This window comes from Bradyrhizobium sp. GW821-FHT13H05, assembly GCF_058804065.1.
Genome location: NZ_JBXAPO010000009.1, coordinates 175,795 through 202,500 on the forward strand (window position 1 = coordinate 175,795; position 26,706 = coordinate 202,500).

A 26,706-nucleotide genomic window follows, 5' to 3' on the forward strand; every position below is an offset into this window, starting at 1 on the left:
TTTCCAGAACGGTGCCAATTGGCCCGGCGCTTGCAACCGGCACGTTTGACAATATTCAATCGATGGCGGAATCATTCCGGGAATAGTGGAATTCAAGGGCTACTCATGGACGACCGAGACCCACGCTGCATCGTGGAGATATTGCGCGACACGGCTCTGGCGACATGAATTACCGTTGGGACTGGTCGATCCTCTTCAAAGATACCTATATGGGTTGGCTGTGGAGCGGCCTGCTCTGGACCGTGATTATCAGCCTTGCCAGCTGGGCCGTCGCGCTCACGGTCGGCCTCCTGGCCGGAACCGCCCGGAGCGCCCCGTCGCGTAGTGCCCGGCTGCTGGCCGGACTCTATATCGACGTCTTCCGCAACGTGCCGCCACTGGTGCAGCTCTTTCTCTGGTATTTCGTTTTGCCCGAGGTGGTCCCGGATTCCTTCGGGCTCTGGCTCAAGCGGGACCTGCCCTATCCGGAGATCGTCACCGCTGTCGTGGCCATCGGTCTCTTTGCGGGTTCGCGCGTCGCCGAGCAGGTCCGCGCCGGAATCGAGGCGGTGGGCGCCCCGCTGATGCCGGCAGCGCTGGCGACGGGGCTGCGCCCGGCGCAGGCCTTCCGATTGATCGTGCTGCCGCTGGGCCTGCGCGCCATCGTCGGGCCGCTGACCTCGGAATTCCTGATCACCGTCAAGCTCTCCTCTCTCAGCCTCACGATTGGCGTACTCGAACTCACCGCGCAGAGCCGCCATGTCGAGAACTACACCTTCCAAGGTTTCGAGGCCTTCACCTTCGCGACGATCGGCTACCTCGTCATCGGCCTGTGCGTGACGGGACTGATGCGCCTCATCGATATCAGGATCGGCGGCGCAGCCCTGCGAAAGACGCCGGCATGAGCGATTTCGACTGGGGCATCATCGCCCGTTCCTCGGCGTTTCTGGCGGAAGGCATGGCGCTCAGCGCACTGCTCGTACTGGTCGCGACCGTCGGGGGGCTGATCCTGGGCTTCGGGCTTGCACTGATGCGGCTGTCCTCGCACCGGCTGCTCTCCGTCCCCGCATCGACCTACGTCACCGTGATGCGCACGCTGCCGCTGGTACTCGTGCTGTTCTGGTTCTACTTCCTCGTGCCGCTCGTCATCGGCAGGCCGGTCGGGTCGCTCACCTCGGCACTGCTGGCCTTCGTGCTGTTCGAGGCGGCGTTCTATTGCGAGATCGTCCGCGCCGGCATTTCAAACGTTCGCAATGGACAGAGTGATGCGGGATTGGCGACCGGGCTGCGGCGCGCGCAGGTGCTGCGCCTCATCATCCTGCCGCAGGCATTGCGGGCGATGATGCCGCTGATCCTGAACCAGATCGTCATCGTCTTCCAGGACACGTCGCTGGTCTATGTCGTCTCGCTGCATGATTTCCTCACCGCGGCGAGCGTCGTCGCGTCCCGCGATGGGCGCGCCACCGAGATGTATGCGCTGGTCGCCGTCGTTTATTTGGCGATTTGTCTGGGCACGACCAAAGCCGCGGAGTTCTACAGGAAGGGCCTTCCGACATGATCGTCATCGACGATGTGCACAAATCCTACGGCAGCCAGCCCATCCTGCGCGCCTGCTCCGCGACCGTCAGCCTCGGCGAGGTCGTGGTGGTTTGCGGGCCGTCCGGCTCCGGCAAGAGCACGCTGATCAAATGCATCAACGGGCTCGTGCCGTTCGAGCGCGGCACGATCACCGTGGATGGCGTCTCCGTCTCCTCGCCCAAGACCGACCTGCCGAAGCTGCGCTCGCGCATCGGCATGGTGTTCCAGAGTTTCGAACTCTATCCACATATGACTGCATTGCAGAACATCAGCCTGGCGCAAATCCATGTGCTGAAGCGCTCGCGGGCGGAGGCGGATGCGCGCTCGGAGAAAATTCTGGCGCGGGTCGGGCTCGGCGACAAGCGGGACAGCCGACCCAGCCAACTTTCAGGCGGACAGCAGCAGCGCGTCTCGATCGCTCGCGCGCTGGCCATGGACCCGCAGGCCATGCTCTTTGACGAGCCGACCTCGGCGCTCGACCCCGAAATGATCAACGAGGTGCTGGAAGTCATGCAGGAACTGGCGCTCGAGGGCATGACCATGATGGTCGTGACCCATGAAATGGGTTTCGCCCAGCGCGTTGCCGATCGCGTGCTGTTCATGGATCGCGGCCAGATCGTGGAGGACACGCCCAAGGCCCAGTTCTTCACTGCCCCCGTTTCGGAGCGGGCCAGGCAGTTCCTCACCAACGTCCTGACGCATTGAGCCGCTGAGATGATCGCCCTTCCCCAACCAGACCCAGAAAAGGCGCTCGCACGATGCGCGTAAGTATTCTTGGAGCCGGCTCCGCCGCCTGCGGTGCCGCCGCCTATCTCTCGACGGCCGGGCATGCCCCGATGCTGTGGTCGCCTTCCGGCCGCAGCACGGCAGCCCTCGCGGCGGGAGAGCCGCTGCAGGCGACGATGGCGATCGAGACCGGTTTCCATCCGCGCATCGCCGGCAGTGCCGCCGAAGCCATCGCCGACGCAGATGTCGTGATGCTGGCGATGCCGGGCTACGCCCACAAGATGGCCCTCGATGAAGCGGCACGGCACCTGCGGGATGGACAGCCGATCATCATCAGTTCGCACGCCTCCTTTGGCGCGCTCTATCTCTCGCGGCAGCTCGCGGCGCGTGGCGTGAGTTCACCGATCATCACATGGGGCACGACGCTGACGACCGGCCGCAAGACTTCGCCGACCGAGGTTGCCGTCAACTCGGTGCGCTCGAAGATCGATCTTGCGACGGTGCCGCAAGGAGCCAGTCGCGAAGGTCTCGCGCTCTGCACCGCGCTGTTCGGCGACCGCTTCGTCGAACGCGAGGGGCTTCTCGCCATCGCGCTGAGCAACCTCAACCCGCAGAACCACCTCGCCATCGCCCTGTTCAACCTGACGCGCATGGAGCGAGGCGAGCGCTGGGGGCAGGCGGAGAACGTCACGCCCGCCGTCGGGCGTGTCATGGAAGCGCTCGACGCCGAGCGGTTGGTGATCGCCGAAGCCTTCGGCGTTTCGGTCCGGACGATCCACGAACACTACGCCTACTCCTATCAACTCCCGGTCGCCAGCATCGCCGAGATGAATGCCGAATTGCACAATCGCGGACGCGGCGGCTTCGGCCCTGCGACGCCGGACAGCCGCTATGTCCTCGAGGACGTGCCCTTCGGATTACTGCCGACGGTGCTGCTCGGGCGGCTCGTCGGGCGGCCGGCGCCGTTGCACGAGGCTGGGATGACCATGCTCTCGGCGGCCTACGGCCGCGACTTCACACAAGACAACGACCTTCTGCCCGCGCTCGGCTTCACGCAGATGACGCGGGAAGAGCTCCAGACGCGGGCACGCGAAGGATTCTAGACACCTGCCCAGACGCTTGCCCTCAACCTGGGGCGGATCACCATGCGAGCGATCGCGACAACCGAGAGAGACCCATGACACTCAATCTTGCTGCCGCCACAGGCGCGTTCCTGGCCATCGGTCTCGCAGCTTCGTCTGCCGGGGCGCAGGAGGTGGACGCCATCGTCAAGAAGTTGCGCGACACCCAGACCATCACCATGGGCGTCCGGGACGCTCTGTTTCCCTACAGCTACCTCGACGACCAAAAGAACCCCACCGGCTATTCGGTCGAGTTCTGCACGCGCATCATCGAGGACATCAAGAACGAGTTGAAGCTGCCGGAGATCAAGATCAAATACGTCCCGGTCACGATCCAGAACCGTCAGGCGCTCGTCGCCAATGGCACGATCGACCTCGAATGCGAAGGCACGGTCAACACCTTCGGCCGCAACAAGCAGGTCGACTTCTCGTCGGTCTCTTATGTTTCATCGAGCCAGATGCTCGTCCTCAAGAGCGCCGGCATCAAGAGCTATGACGATTTGAACGGCAAGATCGTTGCGGTAGCGACCGGCGGCAGCAGCGAGAATGACCTCAAAAACCTCATCGCCGAAAAGAAGCTGAACATCCGCATCGTCAACGTCGACGACCACGCGGCCGGGCTGATCACCGTGGAGACCAGGCGCGCCGACGCCTATTTCAGCGACAACGGCGCCTTCTACGGGCTGATACGGCAGTCGAAGAAGCCGGACGCGCTTGAAATCGTCGGTGACGAATATGGCTATGCGCCCCAGGGCTTCATGGTGCCCAAGCTCAACCCGACGATCCTCTGGATCGTCAACCACTCGATGGGGAAGATGTTCAAGTCGGGCGAGGCCGAGGCCCTGTTCAACAAATGGTTCGGCCAGTTCGGCGCTCATGTCTCGCCGAAGCTAAGGGCGGCCTGGTCCACCCAATCCTACGCCGAATGAGCTCGGCCTGACATCGCGCCGGTTTCGCCTCGCCTTGCGCAGGGCGGATCCCGCCAGCCTGACGGCGCGGGATTCGCAGCTTTATTCCAAATGATTGCGACTGGCGCGCCCGGAACGATTCGAACGTCCGACCCTCAGATTCGTAGTCTGATGCTCTATCCAGCTGAGCTACGGGCGCGTTTTTCGCGAAAAGTGCGGGCCTTAGCCCACACGCAGCCTCCGGACAGCGCCGGAGGGGTGCGAAAGAGCGCTCTGACTAACCGCTCTTGCCCCGATTGGCAAGGTCCCGGTTGGGGAGATTTTGCACGGAAATGACAGTTTCCTGCGTCGGCCTCTGGCCGACTACGCCCTCTGCCGCTCGTTGCGAATGGAGAGGAGTTCCACGGGGCGGTCGGGAATGACGATCCGGAAGGTGGCGCCGAGGGTGCCTTCGACCAGATGGATGTCGCCGCCATGGGCACGAACCAGCTCGGCGGCGATCGCAAGGCCCAGCCCGCTGCCGCCGGGGCGCCCCGACGTCTGGAACGCCTCGAACAGGTGATCCCGGGTCTTCTGGGGCACGCCGGGGCCGGTATCGGAGACTTCCAGGATGGCAACGGCGCCCTCGCGCTTGCCGGTGATCCGGATCTGCTGCGCGCCGCCGGCCTCGGCTGACGCATGGCTTTCCAGCGCCTGGGCGGCGTTGCGGACCAGATTGAGCAGCACGCGGAACAGCTGGTCGGGATCGGCATCGATCGCGAGCCCGCGCTCGATCGCGGCGATCCAGGCGATCGTGGCGTCGGAGGCGAGGCCCGCGGTCTCGCGCACCTCCAGCACCACAGGCTCGATCAGGATCATGCGGCGGTCGGGCGCGGCTTCCTGGGCACGGCCATAGGACAGCGTCGACTGGCAGAAGGCGATGGCGCGCTCGAGCGAGCGCACCAGTTTTGGCGCAAAGCGCTGCACCCGCGGATCGGGCACGCTGGCGAGCTGATCGGACAATAGCTGCGCCGACGCGAGCAGATTGCGCAGATCGTGATTGATCTTGGACACCGCGAGGCCGAGCGCGGCGAGCCGGCTCTTCTGATGCAGCATCGACATCAGATCGCGCTGCATGTCCGACAATTCGCGCTCGGCGACGCCGATCTCGTCGCTGCGCTGGCTCGGCACGATGATCCGCGCCGAGCTTTCGGGGTTTTCGTGGAAGCCGACCAGGCTCGCGGTGAGCCGCCGCATCGGCCGTACGAAGAGATAATGAAGCGCGAGGTAGACCAGGCCCGCGGTCAGCACCCCGATGATCAGCGCCACCACCACGACATTGCGGGAGAAGCGGTACATCGACTGCCGCAGCGGCAATTCGTCGGTCACGATCTCGACGAACTGGGCATTGCCGACGCCGGGTCCGACAATGCGGATCGGCTGGTTGCCGGTCTCCAGCATCATCTGGAACGAGCCGGTGATCGCCTCCCACACGGTCATGTCGCGCAGGTCGACGTCATGCTCGATCGTAGCAGGCAGATTGTCACTGGCGAGCAGCCGGCGCTGCTGGCCCATCTTGATTGCGACGGCGCGGGCATTGATGCTCTTCAGGATCTCGCGCGACAGCGAATCGGGGACCATGCCGAGCGGCGCGGCGTCGAGCACCAGCGCCGCCGTGTTGGCCGCCGCGACGCGGTCATTGAGCCGGTTGACCCAGAAGTTGGCGATGGCGGGGACGTAGAGCAGGATGGCCGCGATCATCACCAGGGGGACGGTGAGCAGCAGCAGCTTGCCGGACAGCCCCAGCCCGGCAGGCCCACGCGGCCGCGCTGCGGGCGGGTCCCGCTGATCCATATCCTGGATCGGCTGGAGGTCTGTCACTGCCACGAAATTCGTCCTCGCTGACTTGCCCGGTGAACGATCTGGCGGGGGAAGGATGCGGCCCGCCTCCGGTCCGGTCAAATTACGGATCGCTAATCTGCCAAGGTGGGATGTAAGCGCTGATAGGACGAGTCGCCACCTCATGGGTTAAAAACCCCGCACAAACAGCGATATTCACCGGAATCGCGCGCTCTTGCGGCGTTGACGAAAAGGGGACGCTCGCATATAAGCCGGCCAAATTGTCCGCGATGACCCGGTGTGACGCCGGGAGCGGCTCTCTTGGGGCCGAAAAGGGCCCATTTTGGGCCGCATCTTCCGGACTTTCCATCAATTCTACAGGCAAATTGCCCGGTCAGCGGAGAAAAACCCGTGAAGCGGACTTATCAACCCAGCAAACTGGTGCGCAAGCGCCGTCACGGTTTCCGTGCCCGTCTCGCCACTGCCGGAGGTCGCAAGGTTCTCGCCGCCCGCCGCGCGCGCGGCCGCAAGCGTCTGAGCGCCTGAGCCGGACCCCCTTTTTGGGATTTCATCATGGATCGGCTGAGGCAGCGGGCGGATTTCCTCGCCGTTGCCAATGGCGCGCGGGTGAATAGTCCCGCGTTCGTCCTGCAGAGCCTTGACCGCAGAAGCCTTGGTTGCCAAAGCCTTGACCGCGACGACAGCGGCCCGATCCGGATCGGCTTCACCGTTACCAAAAAGAACGGCAACGCCCCCGAGCGCAATCGCATCCGGCGCCGGCTTCGCGAACTGGTGAAGCGGCTCGACCCGGTGTCGATGCAGCCCCATCATGATTATGTGCTGGTCGGCCGGAGGGACGCGCTCTCGCGCGACTTCGCCACCATGCTCGACGATCTGCGCATGGCGTTCACGAGGCCCGCGCGGCATACGGCCAAGGGGCCGTCGAAGGGACGCGGCCCAAGAAGCGACGGCACAAGGCCCGGCCCCGCTCCCGCCGCCAGCCGCAAACCCGATTGATGACGAGACATTAGAGATGACCGACAATCGCAATACCATCCTCGCCGTCATTCTGTCGGGCCTCGTCCTGATCGCCTGGCAATATTTCTACAACGTGCCGGCGATGGAGAAGCAGCGCGCCCAGCAGCAGGCGGCCGAACTGCAGCAGAAGAACACGCCGCAGCCGACGGCGTCCGCAACGCCGGGCACCACGCCCCAGGCCGGCGGCGTCGCGCAGCCGTCAACCCCCGGCGCGAGCCAGCAGGCCCAGCCTGTCGTTGCCCGCGATGCCGCCATTGCCGCCAGCCCGCGCGTGAAGATCGACACGCCGCGGTTGACCGGCAGCGTCTCGCTGAAGGGCGGCCGCATCGACGACCTCGCGCTGGTGCAGTACCGTGAAACGGTCGACCCGAAGTCGCCGGCGATCATCCTCTATTCGCCCTCGGGCACGGCAGAACCCTACTACGCCGAGTTCGGCTGGGTGGCGGCGACGGGCGTGACGGCGAAGATGCCTGACGCCCAGACCGTCTGGCAGCAGGACGGCAGCGGCAGCCTGACGCCGACGACGCCGGCGGTGCTGAAGTGGGACAATGGTGAGGGCCTGACCTTCCGCCGTACCATCGCAGTCGACGATCATTATCTCTTCACGGTCAAGGACGAGGTGAGCAATGTCGGCAACACGCCGGTCACGCTCTATCCGTTCGCGCTGATCTCGCGCCACGGCACGCCGCAGGTCTCCGGCTACTACATCCTGCATGAAGGCCTGATCGGTTACCTCGATGGCCTGCAGGAATATGCCTACAAGAAGATCGACGAAGCCAAGACGGTGAACTTCAAGGCCACCAATGGCTGGCTCGGCATGACCGACAAATACTGGGCCTCGGCGCTGCTGCCTGATACCAGCGCGCAGCTCCAGGCGCGCTTCTCGTCGAACCCGGTCGGCAACGTCCACACCTACCAGACCGACTACCTGCTCGACCCTGTCACCGTCGCGATCGGCGGCACCGCGACCGCCAATGCGCGGCTGTTCGCCGGCGCCAAGGAAGCCGGCGTCGTCGGCGTGTTCCCGTTCGCCGGCCTCGGCGGCTACAACAAGGAGCTCGGGCTGAACCATTTCGATCTCTTGATCGACTGGGGCTGGTTCTACTTCATCACCAAGCCGATGTTCCTCGGCCTCGACTTCTTCTACCGCTTCTTCGGCAATTTCGGCATCTCGATCCTGCTCGTGACCGTGATCGTGAAGCTGCTGTTCTTCCCGCTGGCGAACAAGTCCTACGCCTCGATGGCGAAGATGAAGTCGGTCCAGCCGCAGCTTCAGGCGCTGAAAGAGCGCTTTCCCGACGACAAGGTGAAGCAGCAGCAGGAGATGATGGAGATCTACCGCAAGGAGAAGATCAACCCGGTCGCCGGCTGTCTTCCCGTGGTGATCCAGATCCCGGTGTTCTTCTCGCTCTACAAGGTGCTGTTCGTCACCATCGAGATGCGGCACGCGCCGTTCTTCGGCTGGATCAAGGACCTCTCCGCGCCCGATCCGACCAATCTGTTCACCCTGTTCGGGCTGATCCCGTTCGACCCGACCACGATTCCGCTGTTCGGCCACTACCTCGCGCTCGGCATCTGGCCGATCATCATGGGCATCACGATGTGGTTCCAGATGAAGCTGAACCCGACGCCGCCGGATCCGACCCAGCAGCTCATCTTCAACTGGATGCCGCTGATCTTCACCTTCATGCTGGCGGGCTTCCCCGCAGGTCTCGTGATCTACTGGGCCTGGAACAACACGCTCTCGGTGCTGCAGCAGAGCTTCATCATGCGCCGCAACGGCGTGAAGGTGGAGCTGTTCGACAATCTCAAGGCGACGTTCGCGAAGAAGGCGACGTAGCTTCCGTCATTGCCGGACGCAATTGCCTCCACATCGTCATGCCCGGGCTTGTCCCGGGCATCCACGTTCTGGAGGGTGACGTGCGGACAGACGTGGATGGCCGGGACAAGCCCGGCCATGACGAAAGGATAGAGCCTTCGCATGACCGACGACAAAGATGCGAAGCTGATCGAGGCGGGACGCAAGCTGTTCACCCGCGACTGGCAGTTCATCTGGGCCTCGCCCTCGATCGAAACGCTGCCGCCGATGGACGGGCTGGAGATCGCCTTTGCCGGGCGCTCCAATGTCGGCAAGTCCAGCCTGATCAATGCGCTGACGGGGCGCAACGCGCTGGCGCGAACCTCGCATACGCCGGGCCGCACCCAGGAGCTGATCTTCTTCGAGGTCCCCGGCAAGAATGACCTGCGCCTCGTCGACATGCCCGGCTATGGCTATGCCAAGGCGCCGAAGAGCCAGGTCGCGTCCTGGACTGAGCTGATCCACAAATTCCTGCTGGGCCGCGCCAGCCTCGCGCGCGTCTACGTACTGATCGACGCGCGGCACGGGCTGAAGGACGTCGATCTCGAGATCCTCAAAACGCTCGACCGCTCCGCCGTGAGCTACCAGATCGTGCTGACCAAGGCCGACCAGGTGAAGGCCTCCGAGCTTGAATCGCGCATCGCCGAGACCGAGACGGCGCTGGCCAAGCATCCGGCCGCGTTCCCCAACGTGCTCGCGACCTCGTCGCGGAGCTCGACCGGCATGGAGAGCTTGCGGGCGGCAATGGCCAAGCTGCTGGAAGAGCGGACCAAATGATGGCTCGCCTGTTGATTGGGCTTGCCGGTTTGATGGGCGCCGCCGGCGTCGCACTGGCCGCCGCCTCCGCCCATGGCGGCGATGCGAGCCGGCTTGCTTCGGCCAGCGCCATGCTACTGTTTCATGCAACTGCCATACTTGCGGCGGTCGCGCTGCTTTCGCGCGGCCTTCTGCACGGCGGAATTGGCCTCATCGCCACGTTCGGTTTCGTGACCGGCGCGGCACTGTTCGCGGGCGACCTCACCTTGCGGCAATATGCGGGGCACTCGCTGTTTCCCTATGCAGCGCCGACGGGTGGAACGGTGATGATCCTGAGCTGGCTGACGGTGACGCTGGCGGCGGCGGTGGCACGGAAATAGGGTTCGTGTCCCGGACGCGGTGCGGCACGCAGTGACGCTCCGCAGAGCCGGGACCCAGCAGCCACATGGGCCCCGGCTCTGCAGCGCACCGCTGAAGAAGCGCTGCGCTGCGTCCGGGGCACGAAGAGCACTTTGCGCCCCGCCCGCCAATCGGATAGAACGCGGCCCGACAGTCCCGCCAGTGAGATCCGCCTCATGACCGACATCTCCCCGCTCGACCAGGCCCGCATCCTGTCCGAAGCGCTGCCGCACATGCAGCAGTATGACGAAGAAACCATCGTCATCAAATATGGCGGCCATGCCATGGGCGACGAGGAAACCGCCAAGAATTTTGCCCGCGATATCGTGCTGCTGGAGCAGACCGCAATCAATCCGGTCGTGGTCCATGGCGGCGGGCCGCAGATCGCGACCATGCTCAAGCGCCTCGGCATCCAGTCGGAATTCGCCGCGGGCCTGCGTATCACCGATGCTGCGACCATCGAGATCGTCGAGATGGTGCTGGCCGGCTCCGTCAACAAGCAGATCGTCGGCTACATCAACGAAGCCGGCGGCAAGGCCGTGGGCCTGTCAGGCAAGGACGCCAACATGGTGAAGGCGTCGAAGACGACGCGTACCATCATCGATCCGGGCTCGCATATCGAGAGGGCGGTCGATCTCGGCTTCGTCGGCGACCCCGAGAAGGTCGACCTCACGCTGCTGAACCAGCTGATCGGCTATGAGCTGATCCCGGTGCTGGCGCCGCTTGCAACCTCCAAAGAAGGCCAGACCCTGAACGTCAACGCCGACACGTTTGCGGGTGCGGTCGCGGGCGCGCTGAAGGCCAAGCGCCTGCTGCTGCTCACCGACGTGCCTGGCGTGCTCGACAAGTCGAAGAAGCTGATTCCCCAATTGTCGGTGAAAGACGCGCGAAAGCTGATCGCCGACGGCACCATTTCCGGCGGCATGATCCCGAAGGTCGAGACCTGCATCTACGCGCTCGAGCAGGGCGTCGAGGGCGTCGTCATCATCGACGGCAAGATGCAGCACGCCGTGCTGCTGGAGCTCTTCACCAACACGGGCACGGGGACGCTGATCCACAAGTGAGACGCGAACGCGAGCAGCGGAATAAGGTCGTCATGCCCGGGCTTGACCCGGGCATCCACGACTCTCCGCGCGCGCTGTTGCACGTGGATGGCCGGGGCAAGCCCGGCCATGACGAGTTGAGAGAGCGGCGGCACCGCCGTTCGACTCTGACACGTGTACTGATGTCTCTCCCCGCCGCGGCCGTCTCGTTTGTCTTCTCCTCCGCCCCTGCCTTCGCCGACCTCAAGATCTGCAACCGCATGTCCTATGTCGTCGAGGCCGCGATCGGCATCGACGACAAGGCGGCGACCGCGACGCGCGGCTGGTTCAGGATCGATCCCGCCACCTGCCGCGTGGTGGTGCAGGGCACGCTGAGTGCCGACCGTATCCTGCTCAACGCCCGCGCGCTCGGCGTCTATGGCGCCTCGCCGATCCCGCAGAACGGCAGCGACACGCTGTGCGTGGCGCAGGACAATTTCGTCATCGCCGCCGCCCGGCAGTGCCGCAGCGGCCAGACCCAGGCCGCCTTCACACAGGTGACGCCGACGCAAACCGACGACGGCAATCTGGTGACGTATCTTGCCGAGGATTCCGAATATGACGACGAGCAGGCGCGGCTCGCCGGCATCCAGCGGCTGCTGGTGATCATCGGCTATGACGTCGGCGCGATCGACGGCGTCGACGGACCGAAGACGCAAGGCGCACTCGCCGCGTTCCTGAAGAGCCGCGGGCTGGCGTCCGACGCCGTGTCGTCGCCGAACTTCTTCAAGACCATGGTCGATGCGACGCAGACGCCATCGCCGAGCGGCCTGACCTGGTGCAACGACACCCCGCACAAGGTGATGGCTGCGATCGCCACGGACGACGGCAAGTCCGTGACCAGCCGCGGCTGGTACCGCATCGACCCCGGCAAGTGCCTGCATCCTGACGTGACCGGTCAGCCGAAGCAGATCTTCAGCTTCGCAGAGGCGATCGATGCCGACAACCGTGCCATCAAGGTCAAGGACAAACCACTGAACTGGGGCGGCGAAAAGCAGCTCTGCACGCGCGAGACCAAGTTCGAGACCAACGAGCAGAGCGATTGCAGCGCGCGCGGATTCGCGGCGGCGGGTTTTGGCGCGGTGGACATGTCGAGCGGCGGCAAGACGCTGCGGTTTGCGGTGCCGTGATCGAGAGAGTTTTGATGAAATCCCCCCGCGCCTTCGCCCATGTCGACACCTGGGTGTTCGACCTCGACAACACGCTCTACCCGCATCACGTCAATCTGTGGCAACAGGTCGATGCGCGGATCGGCGAGTTCGTGTGCAACTGGCTGAACGTGACGCCTGCCGAGGCGCGCAAGATCCAGAAGGACTATTATCTGCGCTTCGGCACCACCATGCGTGGCATGATGACCCTGCACGACGTGCGGGCTGACGATTATCTCGCCTATGTCCACAAGATCGACCATTCGCCGCTGGAGCCGAACCCGGCACTCGGCGCCGCCATCGCAAAGCTGCCGGGACGAAAGCTGATCCTGACCAACGGCTCGGTCGACCATGTCGACGCGGTGCTGGCGCGGCTCGGCCTCGGCTCACATTTCGACGGCGTGTTCGACATCATCGCGGCCGGGTTCGAGCCCAAGCCGGCGCCGCAGACCTACCAGAAATTCCTTAGCCAGCATGCGGTCGAGCCAACCAAGGCGGCCATGTTCGAGGATCTCGCCCGCAACCTCACCGTGCCGCACCAGCTCGGCATGACCACGGTGCTGGTGGTCCCCGACGGCACCAAGGAAGTGGTGCGCGAGGATTGGGAACTGGAAGGCCGGGACGCGGCCTATGTCGACCACGTCACGGATGATTTGGCGGGGTTCTTGTTCAGATTGCAAGTTTCATAGTAATCTACCGTTGCGCGGTCACCGGTTGTTGAAATATTCCTTCATGAGCATCGCGCGAGAGCGAGATGCCGACTATGGATCAACGCAAGATATTTCAGCACGACGTATTCCTCAGCCACCGAACTGGCGACGGCGCGGCTGGTCTAAGAACAACCTTGGAGCAGTTAGGATGCTCGGTCTGGTTCGATAATGATAAGCCACTAGCGGACCGTCGTCTTTTCAAGACCGTTCGCGAGGGCTTCGAGAATTCACGAACGGTGCTGGCGTTCTTGTCGGCGAATAATCGACCGTCGCCGTGGACAATCCTTGAAATGATCGCAGCGCTGAAGAGCGAGTCTGCTGGGTTCGAACGTCTTCTCTTCTTCATTCCGGATCAGGCGCACCCAGATACCTTAGAACTTCCTGCCGAAATACGGGATGCAATACGAGCGCACGATTGCTATTCAGAGCGAACGATCGATGCGCTCGCGTTGAACCTCCGCCAACGCAATATAATTGATGTGCCGATTTGCCTGCTCGGCGTCCGCCCAGACACTCCGGCATTGCAAAATTCGCGTCGTCTCAAAATTAGTCGAACGTTAGGTCGGCTTGATCAAGCCATCGAAGACTGCCGGTCTTTGAGAGTCGACGAACTCCCGCTTCGTGACAAGATATCCGCCGCCGAAGCTCTCGAAGCTATCATTGGAGGCGCCGAGCACTGTCTACAACGGCTAAGTTCCGAGCCAGAACTTCTTGACACAGGCACGCACGATTTGACGCTCATGATACTTCGCAGCCTGCTGGAGCACCATCTGTCAAATCGGGCGCTCGAAAGGCCCTACAAACTAACCAGCTTATTCAAGGCTATCGGAGCTGCATTTGCAAAATCGCGCAACACGGATGATCGCGCAAACGCGGCCTTCATCTTGAGCTCCCTCGCTGAATATGACGGCGTTGCAGCAAGGCTCCTGAGATTACACCTCCGAGCGGAGCGGGATTGGGACGTTGCAAAGCTTTTTCGGCCCGAACGAGCGATCGACGCTGCCTGGTGGCCAAAGTGGCTCCCTGGTATCGAAGCCACGCTACTGGAGCGAAAGGAGCAATTTGACGAACCCGCTCCAAGCGAGGTGCTTCCCCTGCTTCGCCCAGACGTCCGCGCAGCGCTCTATCGGGACAAGACAGAATTCAAATTGGACGCCCTCCCCCGCGCATATCGGGTCGACGTCTCGATACATTGGATCAACATACTCACCGAGGCAGTGGACACAGCTCGCGAAAAACAAGAGCTTCGCGATGATTTCCAGTTTAGACTCGAGTTTCAGGCCAGTGACGTTGAGCTGTCGTACCGGGACCTACACAAGGATCTCGCCAGACTCTTTTATGAACCTGTGCTGGACGAAATCACGATCAGTTCCGCTATCGAACGTGCATCGGTTGCAACGCGACGTTTGGTCGAAGTAAGCGAACTGTCCCTAGGCGCCCCCTTGTCTAGCTTCGCTGCATATTTTGTAGATCATTTGCTGCCCATTCTTGGGCTTTTCATTCTTTTGCTGGATGCTGAAAAACATCGCCTTTTAGCGGGGCGGGCTGTTGGGGTTCTGGCTCCTCTTACAGAACCGAAAGAAGTCGTTGCGTACACGGCGTTCATCGAAGATTGCCATCGGTTTCGGCAAGCTGGACACTATGGGCTCTCGGATGATGGCCCGCTGGGGCTCGGACACGATCAGTTTGAAATCAAGAGGAGTCGGTTTAAGGAACTTTGGATAGCATCTGTGCAGTGATGAAAATGACCTTGATGGTGCTCTGGGCCGAGTGATGCCTTGACTCTCCCGGCCCAAATCCCGAAAAAGCGCCCCAATCCGTCAAAATTCCCGTTCCGAAGAGGAAATCCCGATGTCTCTGTCCGCCCTCGAATCCACCATCAACAGCGCCTTCGACGCGCGTGACGGCATCTCGACCTCGACCAAGGGTGAGGTGCGCGAGGCCGTGGACCAGGCGCTGGAGACGTTGGACAAGGGCGAGGCGCGCGTTGCCGAGCGCGGCGCCGACGGCAAGTGGAAGGTCAATCAGTGGCTGAAGAAGGCGGTGTTGCTGTCGTTCCGCCTCAACGACATGGACGTCATTGGCGGCGGTCCGGGCAAGGCGAGCTGGTGGGACAAGGTGCCCTCGAAGTTCGAAGGCTGGGGCCCGAACCGCTTTCGCGACGCCGGCTTTCGCGCGGTGCCGGGCGCCGTGGTGCGCCGCTCGGCCTTCATCGCCAAGAACGTCGTGCTGATGCCGTCCTTCGTCAATCTCGGCGCTTACGTCGATGAGAGCACCATGGTGGACACCTGGGCCACCGTCGGCTCCTGCGCGCAGATCGGCAAGCGCGTGCACATTTCCGGCGGCGCCGGCATCGGCGGCGTGCTCGAGCCGCTGCAGGCCGAGCCCGTGATCATCGAGGACGATTGCTTCATCGGCGCGCGCTCCGAGGTCGCCGAAGGCGTGATCGTGCGCAAGGGCGCGGTGCTGGCCATGGGCGTGTTCCTGGGCGCCTCGACCAAGATCGTCGACCGCGACACCGGCGAGATCTTCATCGGCGAGGTGCCGGAGTATTCGGTGGTGGTGCCCGGCGCGCTGCCCGGCAGGCCGATGAAGAACGGCCAGATCGGCCCGAGCACCGCCTGCGCCGTCATCGTCAAGCGCGTCGACGAGCGCACGCGTTCGAAGACCAGCATCAACGAGCTGCTGCGGGACTGAGACTCTCTCCTCTCCCTCTCCCCGTTCTTACGGGGAGAGGGTTGGGGTGAGGGGCCTCTCTCCACACGCGAGATCGCCGCGAGACCTGTACCCCCTCACCCGGATCGCAAGAGCGATCCGACCTCTCCCCGCAAGCGGGGAGAGGTGAAGAGCCCTTGCGGCGGCAATCGAACCCACCGTCCTTCCATCGCGACCAATCACCGGACGGCCTCCGCCGCCCGGAACCTTCGCCATGGACTGGACCTGGTACCTCTTCCGCTTCGACGGCCGCATCAACCGCGCCCTGCTGTGGCAGGCGCTGCTGATCGTCATGCTGCTGGCGGCCGTGCTCGGGATCATCGGTGAGGCCGTCAACGTCTTCAACGGCCACAGATCCGCCACCACCACCCTCATCTTCTCCCTCGACTTCAATCTCGACGAGCTCTTCAACGTTGTCGATCCCAGGTCCTACCGCCTGCTGGCGTCCGCCGACCGCCCGACCCTGATCCTCAAATTGCTTTGCACCCCGCTGTTCGTGTGGATCTACCTCGCGACCGCGATCAAACGGCTGCACGATCGCGACAGGCGCAGCTGGTGGATGATTCCGTTCTTCGTCGTGCCCGGCCTGTATGACCAGTTCTCGGACCTGCTTCCCCACTCCAACTGGGTTCTTCCGTTCACCCTGGCTGCCTCCATCCTGTGGCTATGGGGCCTCGTCGAAATGTTCTGTCTGCGCGGCAGCGTGGGCGAGAACCGGTTCGGTCCTGATCCGTTGGCCGAGACCGACGACAGCTCCACATCGTCCCCTGCGCAAGGCTGGGACCAGAGCCGCGAGATCGAATTTGTCCCGCCCAGCGCTAGCCCACCCGGCGGCATGCATGTTAAGCGGGGCGCATGACCGATGCTCTTTCCATTGCCCGCGATCTCATCCGCTGTCCCTCGGTAACCCCGGCCGACGCCGGCGCACTGGGGGTGCTTGAAAACGCCCTGAACGCCGCCGGCTTCACCTGCCACCGCGTGACGTTCAGCGAGCCCGGCATCGCCGACGTCGACAATCTCTATGCGCGGATCGGCACCGAAGGGCCGCACATCACCTTTGCCGGCCACACGGACGTGGTGCCGCCGGGCGACGAGAGCGCCTGGAGCGTCGGCGCATTCTCCGGCGAGGTGAAGGACGGCTTTCTGCACGGCCGCGGCGCGGTCGACATGAAGGGCGGCATCGCCTGCTCGGTCGCAGCGGTGCTGGAGCATCTCGCCGCCAATGCCGGCAAGCCGCGCGCCGACGGGACGGGCTCAATCTCGTTCCTGATCACCGGCGACGAGGAAGACGTCTCCATCAACGGCACCATCAAGCTGTTGAAATGGGCTGCCGAGCGCGGCGAAAAATTCGATCACTGCGTGCTCGGCGAGCCGTCCAATGTCGAGACGCTCGGCGACACCATCAAGGTCGGGCGCCGCGGCTCGCAATCCGGCACGCTCTATGTCGACGGCGTGCAGGGCCACGTCGCCTATCCGCACCGCGCCGCCAACCCGGTGCCTGATATTTCGCGGCTGATCGTCGCCATCAGCGACGAGCCGCTCGACCACGGCAGCGCGCAGTTCCAGGCCTCCAATCTCGAATTCACCTCGGTCGACGTCGGCAACAAGGCCAACAACGTCATCCCCGGCGAGGCGCGCGCGAAATTCAACATCCGCTACAACGACAATCACACCCAGGCATCCCTGCGCGAGCTGGTCGAGGCGCGGCTGGCGAAGGCGTGCGGCAACCGCATCAAGGCCCGCATCGTCTGGGAGCCGTCGAACTCGAACGTGTTCGTGACCAAGCCCGGCCCGTTCACCGATCTTGCGGTGTCCGCGATCGAGGAAATCACGGGGCGCAAGCCGGAGCTGTCGACATCAGGCGGCACCTCGGATGCGCGGTTCATCTCCAGCTACTGCCCGGTGATCGAGTTCGGGCTGGTGGGACAGACCATGCACCAGGTCGACGAGCGCGTGCCGGTGGTGGATTTGGAGAAGCTGACGAAAGTGTATCGCGGGATACTGGCGCGGTATTTTGCTTAGCCTGACCGCAGCCTTCGCCAAACACTCCACCGTCATGCCCGGGCTTGTCCCGGGCATCCACGTTCTCTGCTACGAGGAAGAAGATCGTGGATGGCCGGGACAGGCCCGGCCATGACGCCAGTGTCGGCGTCAGGCTCTAATAATCCACCTTCATCAGATACAGCCCGTCAGGTGGCGCGACGATGCCGCAGGCGGCGCGGTTGCGGGCCTCTAACGCTGCGGAGAGATCGTCCGCGCTCCAGCGGCCCTCGCCGACCCAGACCAGCGAACCCACCATCGAGCGCACCTGGCTGTGCAGGAACGAGCGCGCCGAGGTGAGAATCGTGATCTCGCGGCCGTCGCGCATCACGTCGAGCTGATCGAGCGTCTTCTCCGGCGATTTGGCCTGGCACTCGGTATCGCGAAAGGTGGTGAAATCGTGCTTGCCCAGCAGGCGCTGGGCGGCCGCATGCATCGCGTCGCTGTCGAGCCGGCGCGGCACGCGCCAGGCATGGCCGATGTCGAGCGCGAGATTGGCGCGGGTGTTGACGATGCGGTAGCGGTAATGGCGCTTCACGGCCGAGAAGCGCGCCTCGAACGTATCAGGCACGATCTCGGCTTCGAGGACCGCAATCGGATGCGGGCGCAGATGTGCGTTGAGCCCGTCGCGAAAGCGGCCGGGTGGAAACTGTTTCTCGATATCGACATGGGCGACCTGGCCGCGCGCATGCACGCCGGCATCGGTGCGGCCCGCACCATGCACCCGCAGATCCGCGCCGGTCATCGCCTTCACCGCCGCTTCCAGCGCGCCCTGCACCGAGGGCAGCGTGTCCTGCACCTGCCAGCCGAAGAACGGCGCGCCGTCATATTCGATGGTGAGCTTGTAGCGGGGCATCAAGCCAGCCGCATCGGCGGCTTCACGGGCACGCCCCGCAGGAAGTCCACGGCCTGCATTCGGGCCTTGCCCTCGCGCTGGAGCTCGAGGATGCGGATCGCGCCGTCGCCGCAGGCGATGGTGAGTTGGTCGTCGAGCACCTCACCCGGGGTGCCCGAGCCCTTCGCCAGCTCGCAGCGCAGGATTTTCACGCGCGCATTCTCAAGCTCGGCCCAGGCACCGGGAAACGGCGACAGGCCGTGAATGTGGCGTAGCACCGCGTGCGCGGGCTTGGTCCAGTCGATGCGCGCCTCGGCCTTGTCGATCTTGGCGGCATAGGTGACGCCATCCTCGCTCTGCTTCTTGAGCTGAAGCCCGCCGCGGTCGAGCGCAGCCATCGCCCGCACCATCAGATCGGCGCCGAGCCGCGAGAGGCGATCGTGCAGGTCGAGCGCGGTCATGGTGTCGGTGATCGGGAGCCGCTCGGCCATGGCGACGTCGCCGGTGTCGAGGCCGACATCCATCTTCATCACCATCACGCCGCTCTCGGCATCGCCGGCCATGATGGCGCGGTTAATGGGCGCGGCGCCGCGCCAACGCGGCAAGAGCGAGGCGTGCAGATTGTAGCAGCCGAGCTTGGGCGTATCGAGGATCGCCTGCGGCAGGATCATGCCGTAGGCGACGACGACGGCCGCATCGGCCTCGAAGGCGCGAAACTCTTCCAGGGTTTCCGGCGTCTTCAACGTCTTCGGCGTCAGCACGGGAATGCCAAGTCGTCGCGCGGCGTCCTCGACCGGGGTCGGCTGCAATTGCAGGCCGCGCCGCCCGCCGGGCTTCGGCGCGCGGGTGTAGACGGCGACGATCTCGTGGCCATGCGCGACGAGCTCGAGCAGCGTCGGCACGGAGAAATCGGGCGTGCCCATGAAGATCAGGCGGAGGGGCATCGACAGAACTCACTCCCCCCGCTTGGCGGCTTTCTCGAACTTCTTGATGACGCGGTCGCGCTTGAGTTTTGACAGATAGTCGACGAACAGCACGCCGTTGAGATGGTCGATCTCGTGCTGGATGCAGGTGGCGTAGAGACCTTCGGCGTCCTCCTCGTGCACCTTGCCGTCGAGATCGGTGAAGCGCACGCGTACCTTGGCGGGACGCTCCACCTCCTCGTAATATTCGGGGATCGACAGGCAGCCTTCCTCGTAGACCGACAACTCTTCCGACGAAGCGACGATTTCAGGGTTGATGAAGACGCGCGGAAGCGGCGTGGTCTCGCCGCTCTCGTCGGGCTTGGCGAGGTCCATGGTGATCAAACGCAACGGTTGCGCGATCTGGATCGCCGCCAGGCCAATGCCGGGCGCGTCGTACATGGTCTCTAACATGTCGTCGGCAAGCTTGCGGATCTCCGGCGTGACCTTCTCGATCGGCTTGGAGACCAGACGCAGCTGCTTGTCGGGCAGGATGATGATTTCTCTGAGGGCCATGGCCGCGATTTAAGCCGCATGCCGGATGCGGTCAATGCGGCCAGGAACCCCGTTAACCCTTCGCTAACCATAAAACTTCAGGTTTTCTTAACCATAAAAATTAACGGGGCATTTACCGGAAATGTTCGCTATTCGTTCGTGCCGGCAGCCGAATCGGCTAGAAGGGCAGGCATGAACGAGATCATTTTCATGGCTGGCGACTGGCCGGTGCGCATCATCGATGCGCTGATCGGCTTCGGCGCGCTGGTTCTCATCCTTCTGATCGTCATAGCGGTCGTGATCGCGCGCTCCGGGCGGCGCGGCGCGGAACTCGCCATGGCGAATGCCATCCGCGCCGACGAGCTCGAGGAACGCCTCAGCCAGGTCCTCCACGCCCAGAGCGAGGCCGCCGGCCGGGCCGACGCCATGACCCAGGCGCTGGCCGGCCGCCAGGCCGAGATGGCCCGCGCCGTCAACGAGCGGCTGGATTCGGTCACCCATCGCGTCGGCCAATCCATGGAACACTCGACCCGCAACACCATGGAGAGCCTGCACGCGCTGCACGAGCGGCTCGGCATCATCGACAACGCGCACAAGAACCTCACCGACCTCACCACGCAGGTCACCACCTTGCGCGACGTGCTCGCCAACAAGCAGTCGCGCGGCGCCTTCGGCCAGGCGCGGATGGAGGCGATCGTCCAGGACGGCCTGCCGAAGGGGGCCTACGAATTCCAGTTCACGCTCTCGACGGGAAAACGCCCGGACTGCGTCGTGTTCCTGCCCGACCAGCGCCCGCTCTGTATCGACGCGAAATTTCCGCTGGAGGCGATGACCGCGCTGCACGACGCCCGCACCGACGAGGAGAAGCGCATTGCCACGCAGCGGCTGCGCGGCGACGTGATGAAACATGTCAACGACATCGCCGAAAAATACCTCGTCACCGGCGAGACCCAGGAGATGGCGCTGATGTTCGTGCCGTCGGAATCGGTCTACGCGGAAATCCACGACGGCTTCGACGACGTGATTCAGAAGGCCTACCGCGCCCGCGTCGTGCTGGTATCGCCCTCGCTGCTGATGCTCGCGATCCAGGTGATGCAGCAGATCATGAAGGACGCGCGCATGCGCGACGCCGCCGACCAGATCCGCATCGAGGTGATCAAACTCGGCGACGACCTCGGCCGCTTGCGCGACCGCGTGCTCAAATTACAAAAGCACTTTGGCGACGCGAACGAGGACGTCCGCCAGATCCTGATCTCCGCCGACAAGATCGAGAAGCGCGCGGGACGGATCGAGGAACTCGATTTCAGCAAGGCGGATGCGCCGGAGGGACCGCATCTGGTGGCGACAGGTGCGCCGGAGCTGTTTCCAAGGAAGCTCCAGGCGGGGGAGTGAGGTTTGAGGCACACTGTCGTCGTCCGGCTTGACCGGGCGACGACAGCTCACTTGTGGCACCAGAATCTGCTAACACCTCCCGATGACCGCACCCGACGCGACGTCCCCCGCCACCTCCGCCCCTGCGACCTCCTGGCGCGACAGCCTGGCCGTGTATCTGCAACCGCGGGTGCTGATCGTGCTGTTCCTCGGCTTCTCCTCCGGGCTGCCGCTGGCGCTGTCGGGGTCGACGCTGCTGGTGTGGATGCGCGAGGCCGGGGTCGATCTCAAGACCATCGGGCTGTTTGCGCTGGTCGGCACGCCCTACACGCTGAAATTTCTGTGGGCGCCGCTGGTGGATGCGCTGCATGTGCCGCTGTTCACCCGCGCGTTCGGACGGCGGCGCGGCTGGCTGCTGTTCTCGCAATTGCTGCTGATCGTCGCGATCCTGCTGCTCGCGCTCACCGACCCCGCGCGCTCGCCGTTCTATGTCGCGCTGGGCGCGCTGCTGGTGGCGACGATGTCGTCGACGCAGGACATCGTGGTCGATGCCTTCCGTGTCGAGAGCCTGCCCGAGAGCGAGCAGGCGGCCGGCATGGCGGCTTACGTCGCGGCCTATCGCATCGGCATGCTGGTCTCGACCGCGGGCGCGCTGTTCATCGTCTCGGGCTTCGAGGACACCGGCATCCCGCGCCAATCAGCCTGGATGTGGGGCTATGTGGTGATGGCGGCGATGGTGCTGATCGGAACCATCACGGCGCTGGCCGCGACCGAACCCGAGCAATCGATGCGAGCCGAGGCGGCGACGCAGGAAGAGAGCGCGTTCACACGCGTGCTGCACGCGGCGATCGGCGCCTTCTCGGAATTCTTGACGCGCAAGGACGCGCTCGCCGCGCTCGCCTTCGTCGTGCTGTTCAAGTTCACCGACGCCTTCTCGGGCACGATGACCGCGCCGTTCGTGATCGACCTCGGCTTCACCCGCAATGATTATGCGGCGATCGTGAAAGGCGTTGGCCTTGCCGCGACGCTGATCGGCGGCTTCGCCGGCGGCTTTGTCGCACGGCGCTATCCGCTGGCGGCGGCCCTGTGGATCGGAGGCGTGGTGCAGGCGCTGGCCAATCTGTCCTTCTCGTGGCTCGCAATCGCAGGCGCCAGCCAGTGGGCCCTCGCCTTCGCCATCACTTGCGAGAATTTCACCAGCGCCATCGGCACCGTGATCTTCGTCGCCTATCTTTCGGCGCTCTGCCAGAACCCGCTGCACACGGCGACGCAATATGCGCTGCTCACCGCGCTTGCGGCGGTGGGGCGGACGTACCTGTCATCGGGAGCCGGCTTTGTGGCTGATAGCACCGGCTGGGCGCTGTTCTTCGTGATCTGCGTGCTGGTGGCGATCCCGAGCCTGGTGCTGCTGGCCTGGCTGCAGAAGCGCGGGCATTTCGAGACGCTGGGGCCGGTCAGGGTTTAAGGCTCACCTGTCTCCCCGTCATTGCGAGCGAAGCGAAGCCATCCAGACTGTCGCTGCGGAAACAGTCTGGATTGCTTCGTCGCAAGGGCTCCTCGCAATGACGGCGGAGCGAGCAGTGCGCTGCCTGCCCCCTACTGCTTCTTGATCAAGCTCCACTTCGTGATCACGGCTTCGCTCATCTGGCCGGGATCGCTGGCGCAGGCGACTTCGTCGACCTTGACCGAGATCGCCTTGCCGACGAACGATTTCAGCTGGGCTGCCTGCGCGTCGCTGGAGGTGACGAGCTGGAAGGTCTCAGGCCCGGTCTCGAGATTGCACAGCCCGTTCGGCGCCGGCAGGCGGCGCGGCTCGGAGGTGATCTGGTACATCGCAATCCGCTTGCCGGCGTTCTTGACGTCGCGCACCTTCATCGCGTTCAGCTCGCCCGAGAGCACCTCGCCGGTGTTGATCGGCTTGCCGGGCTTGGGTGCCGGCGATGCCTCGTCGTCCTGCTGCGCGGCGATGGCCGGCGTCACCAGCAACATCATCGTCGCAACCAAAGCCGAGCGTGTGGCGAATCGTTTCGTCATGTCGTCCGTTCCGTCAGGTCTGTAGGAAAACTAGAACAGGGTCCGCTGCCGCATCGCGGCCGATAGCGTACCTTCGTCGAGATAATCAAGCTCGCCACCGACGGGCACACCATGGGCCAGCCGGGTTACTTTTACGTTGGCGTCCTGAAGCAGGTCGGTGATGTAATGCGCGGTGGTCTGGCCGTCCACCGTCGCATTCAGCGCCAGGATGATCTCGTGCACCTCGGCCGCATGCGCGCGCGCCACCAGCGCATCGATGGTGAGATCCTGCGGGCCGACGCCGTCGAGCGGCGACAAGGTCGCACCCAGCACGTGATAGCGCCCCTGGGTGGCGTTGGCCCGCTCCAGCGCCCAGAGGTCGGCGACGTCGGCGACCACGACGATGATGGCGGGATCGCGCTTCGGATCGATGCAGACGGTGCAGGGATTTTGCGTGTCGATGTTACCGCAGGTCTTGCAGACCTGAACCTTGTCCAACGCGACCTGCATCGCGGATGACAGCGGCATCATCAGCGCTTCGCGCTTCTTGATCAGGTGCAAGGCCGCGCGCCGCGCGGAACGCGGGCCAAGGCCCGGCAGCCGTGCGAGAAGCTGCACCAGCCGCTCGATCTCGGGACCTGCAACCGCGCCCATGTTACTGGCCGAACAGCCCCGGCGGCAGGCCGAGCCCGCCGGTGAGCGATTGCATCTTCTCCTGCACCGCCGTTTCCGCCTTGCGGCGGGCATCGCCGAGCGCGGTGACGAGCAGGTCTTCCAGCACCTCGCGCTCCTCCGCCTTCATCAGCGAGGGATCGATCTTGATCCCCTTCACGTCCATCTTGGCAGTCATGCGCACGGCGACGAGACCGCCGCCGGAGATGCCTTCGACCTCCACATTTGCAAGCGCGTCCTGCATCTCCTGCATCTTGGATTGCAGCTGCGCCGCCTGCTTCATCATGCCGAGAAAATCAGCCATCGGTGCCTGTCCTCAAAATTTGGCTCAGAGATCGTCGTCGGCTTCGGAACCGTCGGGCGGATCGTCACTGCCGTAGTCGGCGTTAATATTGGATTCCGGCGTCTCGGGGGCAAGCCTGCGGACCTCGACGACCTTCGATCCGGGGAAGCGCGACAGCACCTCCTGCACGCGCGGATCGGCCTCGGCGGTACGCGCATGTTCCTGCTTGGCGGCCTGGTTCACCGAACGCAGCGTCGGCTGGCCCTGCTCGTTGGAGACGATCACGGTCCAGCGACGGCCGGTCCACAGCTCGAACTTGCGCGCCAGCTCGGTGATCATGGTCTTGGAGGCGTTCGGCTCGAGCGCGACCTCGAGCCGGCCCTCCTCGAAACGAACGAGGCGCATATCCGCTTCGAGTGCACCCTTGGTCATGAGGTCGCGCTTCTGGCCGGCGAGCGCAACGAGCTGGGTGAAGCTGGTGACGCGCAGCTGGGGGGCCGCGGCTTGCGGATCCGGCGCGGGCGCCGCCATCTGCGGCCGGGCCGCGCCGCCGCCAAATCCCGACGGCGCGCTCGGTGCACGCACGGGCGCGGCAGAGGCAACAGGCGCCGCGGATGCCATCGGTGCGGCCGGCGCACTGCTGCGGGCAGCACCGCCGCCGTTCACCACCGGCGAGCCACCGCCGTTCTGCTCCAGCATCCTGATGGCTTCATCGGGCGTCGGCAGGTCGGCGACATAGGCGATGCGCACCAGCACCATCTCGGCAGCTGCCGCAGGACGCGTCGCGGCCTGCACCTCGGTGATGCCCTTGAGCAGCATCTGCCACATCCGCGACAGCACCCGCATCGAGATTTTCGAGGCGAAGTCACGCGCGCGCACGCGCTCGGTCTCGCCATAGGCGACGTTGTCCGCGGTCGCCGGCACGATCTTCACACGGGTGACGAAATTGACGAATTCGGCAAGATCGGAGAGCACGACGATGGGATCGGCGCCGACGTCGTATTGGTCGCGGAACTCCTTGAACGCGGCGGCGATGTCGCCGCGCGCCAGCGAATCGAACAGGTCGATGACGCGGGTGCGGTCGGCGAGCCCGAGCATCTGCCTGACCGCATCGGCCTTCACGGTCCCCGCCGCATGCGCGATCGCCTGGTCGAGCAGCGACAGTGAGTCGCGCACGGAGCCTTCGGCGGCGCGCGCGATGATGCCGAGCGCTTCCGGCTCGATCTCGACGTTTTCCTTCGCGGCAATATTGGCGAGGTGCTTCATCAGCACGTCGGCCTCGACGCGGCGCAGATCGAAGCGCTGGCAGCGCGACAGCACCGTGACGGGAACCTTGCGAATCTCCGTCGTGGCGAACACGAACTTGGCGTGCTCCGGCGGTTCCTCCAGCGTCTTCAGGAAGGCGTTGAACGCCGCCGTCGACAGCATGTGGACTTCGTCGATGATGTAGACCTTGTAGCGGGCGCTGGCCGGCGCGTAGCGCACGCTGTCATTGATCTGGCGAACGTCGTCGACACCGGTATGCGAGGCCGCGTCCATCTCCAGCACGTCCATGTGCCGGCTTTCCATGATCGCCTGGCAATGCACGCCCAAGGTCGGCATGTGGACGGTCGGCCCCTTCACCGAGCCATCCGGCATCTCGTAGTTGAGCGCACGGGCAAGGATGCGCGCCGTGGTGGTCTTGCCGACGCCGCGGACGCCGGTGAGGATCCAGGCTTGCGGGATGCGCCCGGTCTCGAATGCGTTGGAGACGGTCCGGACTACGGCCTCCTGGCCGATCAGATCGTCAAAGCTGGAGGGGCGGTATTTGCGCGCGAGAACCCGGTAAGGCGCGTTGCCAGCCGGGCTGGCGCTGTCAGCGTTGGGAGGGGCGCCAGCGTCGGTCATCGGTCGATCCGCAATGAAATGTCTCTCGGCCGGCTTTTGCGGAAAGGAGCGCGCTGGCGGGAGGCCCGCCGGCGCAATTCGCTCGAAAAAACAGGTAGGAGACTGACGAGCGACCCGATCCGGACCTCGTTAGGGCTGCTTCCTTCCGGACCTGACCCGGTTGGCGAGTGGCTCGTCCACCGCCAATCTCCCGGTCCCTATTTGGGGCCAAAAGGAGCGGAAAGCAAGCGGGTATCAGCTTGAACGGGTTGGGTTTGCCCAGCATCCGGGCAAATCCGCGCCTGCCCAGCCGATAGGCTGTGCTTTCGCTGG

27 protein-coding genes, 1 tRNA gene and 1 other RNA gene are annotated in these 26,706 nt (G+C 64.3%); 19 read left to right on the forward strand and 10 right to left on the reverse strand.

Features of this window, described 5'->3' with window-relative positions; translation table 11 throughout:
• The first annotated feature begins 164 nt into the window (after positions 1-164).
• The 5 genes from AC1RR3_RS25740 to AC1RR3_RS25760 all read left to right on the forward strand — a co-directional run bounded on the left by AC1RR3_RS25740 (position 165) and on the right by AC1RR3_RS25760 (position 4,333).
• Positions 165-884, forward strand: coding sequence for an amino acid ABC transporter permease (locus tag AC1RR3_RS25740; protein ID WP_492825893.1), 720 nt, complete (start codon positions 165-167; stop codon positions 882-884).
• Entirely contained in the window at positions 881-1,537 is a 657-nt protein-coding gene (locus AC1RR3_RS25745; protein WP_492825894.1) for an amino acid ABC transporter permease, read from the forward strand. The genes AC1RR3_RS25740 and AC1RR3_RS25745 overlap by 4 nt, the downstream gene beginning before the upstream one ends.
• Positions 1,534-2,262: an amino acid ABC transporter ATP-binding protein gene (locus AC1RR3_RS25750; protein ID WP_492825895.1), complete on the forward strand. Its 729-nt coding sequence runs from the start codon at positions 1,534-1,536 to the stop codon at positions 2,260-2,262. The genes AC1RR3_RS25745 and AC1RR3_RS25750 overlap by 4 nt, the downstream gene beginning before the upstream one ends.
• A gap of 53 nt (positions 2,263-2,315) precedes the next feature.
• A complete protein-coding gene (locus AC1RR3_RS25755; protein WP_492825896.1) occupies positions 2,316-3,386 on the forward strand; it encodes an NAD/NADP octopine/nopaline dehydrogenase family protein in 1,071 nt (356 codons plus the stop codon).
• A 74-nt stretch (positions 3,387-3,460) separates the two neighbouring features.
• Entirely contained in the window at positions 3,461-4,333 is an 873-nt protein-coding gene (locus AC1RR3_RS25760) for an amino acid ABC transporter substrate-binding protein (RefSeq protein WP_492825897.1), read from the forward strand.
• Positions 4,334-4,434: 101 nt separating this feature from the next.
• On the opposite strand, the gene AC1RR3_RS25765 is transcribed toward AC1RR3_RS25760, so the two are convergent.
• Both AC1RR3_RS25765 and AC1RR3_RS25770 read right to left on the reverse strand, forming a co-directional pair.
• Positions 4,435-4,511: transfer RNA gene (locus tag AC1RR3_RS25765), tRNA-Arg, on the reverse strand.
• Positions 4,512-4,675: 164 nt separating this feature from the next.
• Positions 4,676-6,178: an ATP-binding protein gene (locus AC1RR3_RS25770; RefSeq protein ID WP_492825898.1), complete on the reverse strand. Its 1,503-nt coding sequence runs from the start codon at positions 6,176-6,178 to the stop codon at positions 4,676-4,678.
• A 363-nt stretch (positions 6,179-6,541) separates the two neighbouring features.
• On the opposite strand from AC1RR3_RS25770, the gene rpmH reads away from it, so the two are divergent.
• The 12 genes from rpmH (at position 6,542) to dapE (ending at position 17,858) form a co-directional block, all read left to right on the forward strand.
• Entirely contained in the window at positions 6,542-6,676 is a 135-nt protein-coding gene (gene rpmH / locus AC1RR3_RS25775; protein WP_008542748.1) for a 50S ribosomal protein L34, read from the forward strand.
• A 27-nt stretch (positions 6,677-6,703) separates the two neighbouring features.
• Positions 6,704-7,147, forward strand: coding sequence for a ribonuclease P protein component (gene rnpA, locus AC1RR3_RS25780; RefSeq protein WP_492825899.1), 444 nt, complete (start codon positions 6,704-6,706; stop codon positions 7,145-7,147).
• 16 nt (positions 7,148-7,163) lie between these two features.
• Positions 7,164-9,008, forward strand: a complete 1,845-nt coding sequence (gene yidC / locus AC1RR3_RS25785; protein WP_492825900.1) for a membrane protein insertase YidC — start codon at positions 7,164-7,166, stop codon at positions 9,006-9,008.
• A gap of 141 nt (positions 9,009-9,149) precedes the next feature.
• Positions 9,150-9,803, forward strand: coding sequence for a ribosome biogenesis GTP-binding protein YihA/YsxC (gene yihA / locus AC1RR3_RS25790; protein WP_492825901.1), 654 nt, complete (start codon positions 9,150-9,152; stop codon positions 9,801-9,803).
• The gene (locus AC1RR3_RS25795) at positions 9,800-10,162 is read left to right on the forward strand and encodes a DUF423 domain-containing protein (protein ID WP_492825902.1); all 363 of its coding nucleotides are present in this window, start codon (positions 9,800-9,802) and stop codon (positions 10,160-10,162) included. Before yihA ends, AC1RR3_RS25795 begins: the two co-directional genes overlap by 4 nt.
• A 195-nt stretch (positions 10,163-10,357) precedes the next feature.
• Positions 10,358-11,245: an acetylglutamate kinase gene (argB, locus tag AC1RR3_RS25800; protein WP_492825903.1), complete on the forward strand. Its 888-nt coding sequence runs from the start codon at positions 10,358-10,360 to the stop codon at positions 11,243-11,245.
• 161 nt (positions 11,246-11,406) lie between these two features.
• Positions 11,407-12,393 carry a DUF1036 domain-containing protein gene (locus AC1RR3_RS25805; RefSeq protein WP_492825904.1) on the forward strand — a complete coding sequence of 329 codons (987 nt, stop codon included), beginning with the start codon at positions 11,407-11,409 and terminating at the stop codon, positions 12,391-12,393.
• 14 nt (positions 12,394-12,407) lie between these two features.
• On the forward strand, positions 12,408-13,100 hold the full coding sequence (locus AC1RR3_RS25810) for a pyrimidine 5'-nucleotidase (protein ID WP_492825905.1): 693 nt from the start codon (positions 12,408-12,410) through the stop codon (positions 13,098-13,100).
• Between the two features lie 74 nt (positions 13,101-13,174).
• Entirely contained in the window at positions 13,175-14,860 is a 1,686-nt protein-coding gene (locus AC1RR3_RS25815; protein WP_492825906.1) for a TIR domain-containing protein, read from the forward strand.
• Between the two features lie 112 nt (positions 14,861-14,972).
• A complete protein-coding gene (dapD, locus tag AC1RR3_RS25820) occupies positions 14,973-15,818 on the forward strand; it encodes a 2,3,4,5-tetrahydropyridine-2,6-dicarboxylate N-succinyltransferase (RefSeq protein WP_492825907.1) in 846 nt (281 codons plus the stop codon).
• A gap of 232 nt (positions 15,819-16,050) precedes the next feature.
• Entirely contained in the window at positions 16,051-16,695 is a 645-nt protein-coding gene (locus AC1RR3_RS25825; protein WP_492825908.1) for a DUF805 domain-containing protein, read from the forward strand.
• On the forward strand, positions 16,692-17,858 hold the full coding sequence (dapE, locus tag AC1RR3_RS25830; protein ID WP_492825909.1) for a succinyl-diaminopimelate desuccinylase: 1,167 nt from the start codon (positions 16,692-16,694) through the stop codon (positions 17,856-17,858). Before AC1RR3_RS25825 ends, dapE begins: the two co-directional genes overlap by 4 nt.
• Positions 17,859-17,994: 136 nt before the next feature.
• On the opposite strand, the gene truA is transcribed toward dapE, so the two are convergent.
• The 3 genes from truA to def are packed head-to-tail and all read right to left on the reverse strand — an operon-like array spanning position 17,995 to position 20,189.
• Positions 17,995-18,732 (reverse strand): tRNA pseudouridine(38-40) synthase TruA, encoded by a 738-nt coding sequence (gene truA / locus AC1RR3_RS25835; protein ID WP_492825910.1) that lies wholly within the window; start codon positions 18,730-18,732, stop codon positions 17,995-17,997.
• Complete coding sequence (gene fmt, locus AC1RR3_RS25840) at positions 18,732-19,655, reverse strand: methionyl-tRNA formyltransferase (protein WP_492825911.1); 924 nt, start codon at positions 19,653-19,655, stop codon at positions 18,732-18,734. Before fmt ends, truA begins: the two co-directional genes overlap by 1 nt.
• A gap of 9 nt (positions 19,656-19,664) precedes the next feature.
• Positions 19,665-20,189, reverse strand: a complete 525-nt coding sequence (gene def / locus AC1RR3_RS25845; protein WP_492825912.1) for a peptide deformylase — start codon at positions 20,187-20,189, stop codon at positions 19,665-19,667.
• A 171-nt stretch (positions 20,190-20,360) separates the two neighbouring features.
• On the opposite strand from def, the gene AC1RR3_RS25850 reads away from it, so the two are divergent.
• A complete protein-coding gene (locus AC1RR3_RS25850) occupies positions 20,361-21,560 on the forward strand; it encodes a DNA recombination protein RmuC (RefSeq protein ID WP_492825913.1) in 1,200 nt (399 codons plus the stop codon).
• Between the two features lie 82 nt (positions 21,561-21,642).
• Complete coding sequence (locus AC1RR3_RS25855) at positions 21,643-23,004, forward strand: AmpG family muropeptide MFS transporter (protein WP_492825914.1); 1,362 nt, start codon at positions 21,643-21,645, stop codon at positions 23,002-23,004.
• A gap of 131 nt (positions 23,005-23,135) precedes the next feature.
• On the opposite strand, the gene AC1RR3_RS25860 is transcribed toward AC1RR3_RS25855, so the two are convergent.
• The 5 genes from AC1RR3_RS25860 to ffs form a co-directional block, all read right to left on the reverse strand.
• Positions 23,136-23,573: a hypothetical protein gene (locus tag AC1RR3_RS25860; RefSeq protein ID WP_492825915.1), complete on the reverse strand. Its 438-nt coding sequence runs from the start codon at positions 23,571-23,573 to the stop codon at positions 23,136-23,138.
• Between the two features lie 30 nt (positions 23,574-23,603).
• Positions 23,604-24,206 carry a recombination mediator RecR gene (gene recR, locus AC1RR3_RS25865; RefSeq protein WP_492825916.1) on the reverse strand — a complete coding sequence of 201 codons (603 nt, stop codon included), beginning with the start codon at positions 24,204-24,206 and terminating at the stop codon, positions 23,604-23,606.
• A gap of 1 nt (position 24,207) precedes the next feature.
• Positions 24,208-24,528 (reverse strand): YbaB/EbfC family nucleoid-associated protein, encoded by a 321-nt coding sequence (locus AC1RR3_RS25870; protein WP_314949215.1) that lies wholly within the window; start codon positions 24,526-24,528, stop codon positions 24,208-24,210.
• A gap of 24 nt (positions 24,529-24,552) precedes the next feature.
• On the reverse strand, positions 24,553-26,394 hold the full coding sequence (locus AC1RR3_RS25875; RefSeq protein ID WP_492825918.1) for a DNA polymerase III subunit gamma/tau: 1,842 nt from the start codon (positions 26,392-26,394) through the stop codon (positions 24,553-24,555).
• 94 nt (positions 26,395-26,488) lie between these two features.
• Positions 26,489-26,585, reverse strand: an RNA gene (gene ffs / locus AC1RR3_RS25880) — signal recognition particle sRNA small type.
• Positions 26,586-26,706 lie beyond the last annotated feature (121 nt).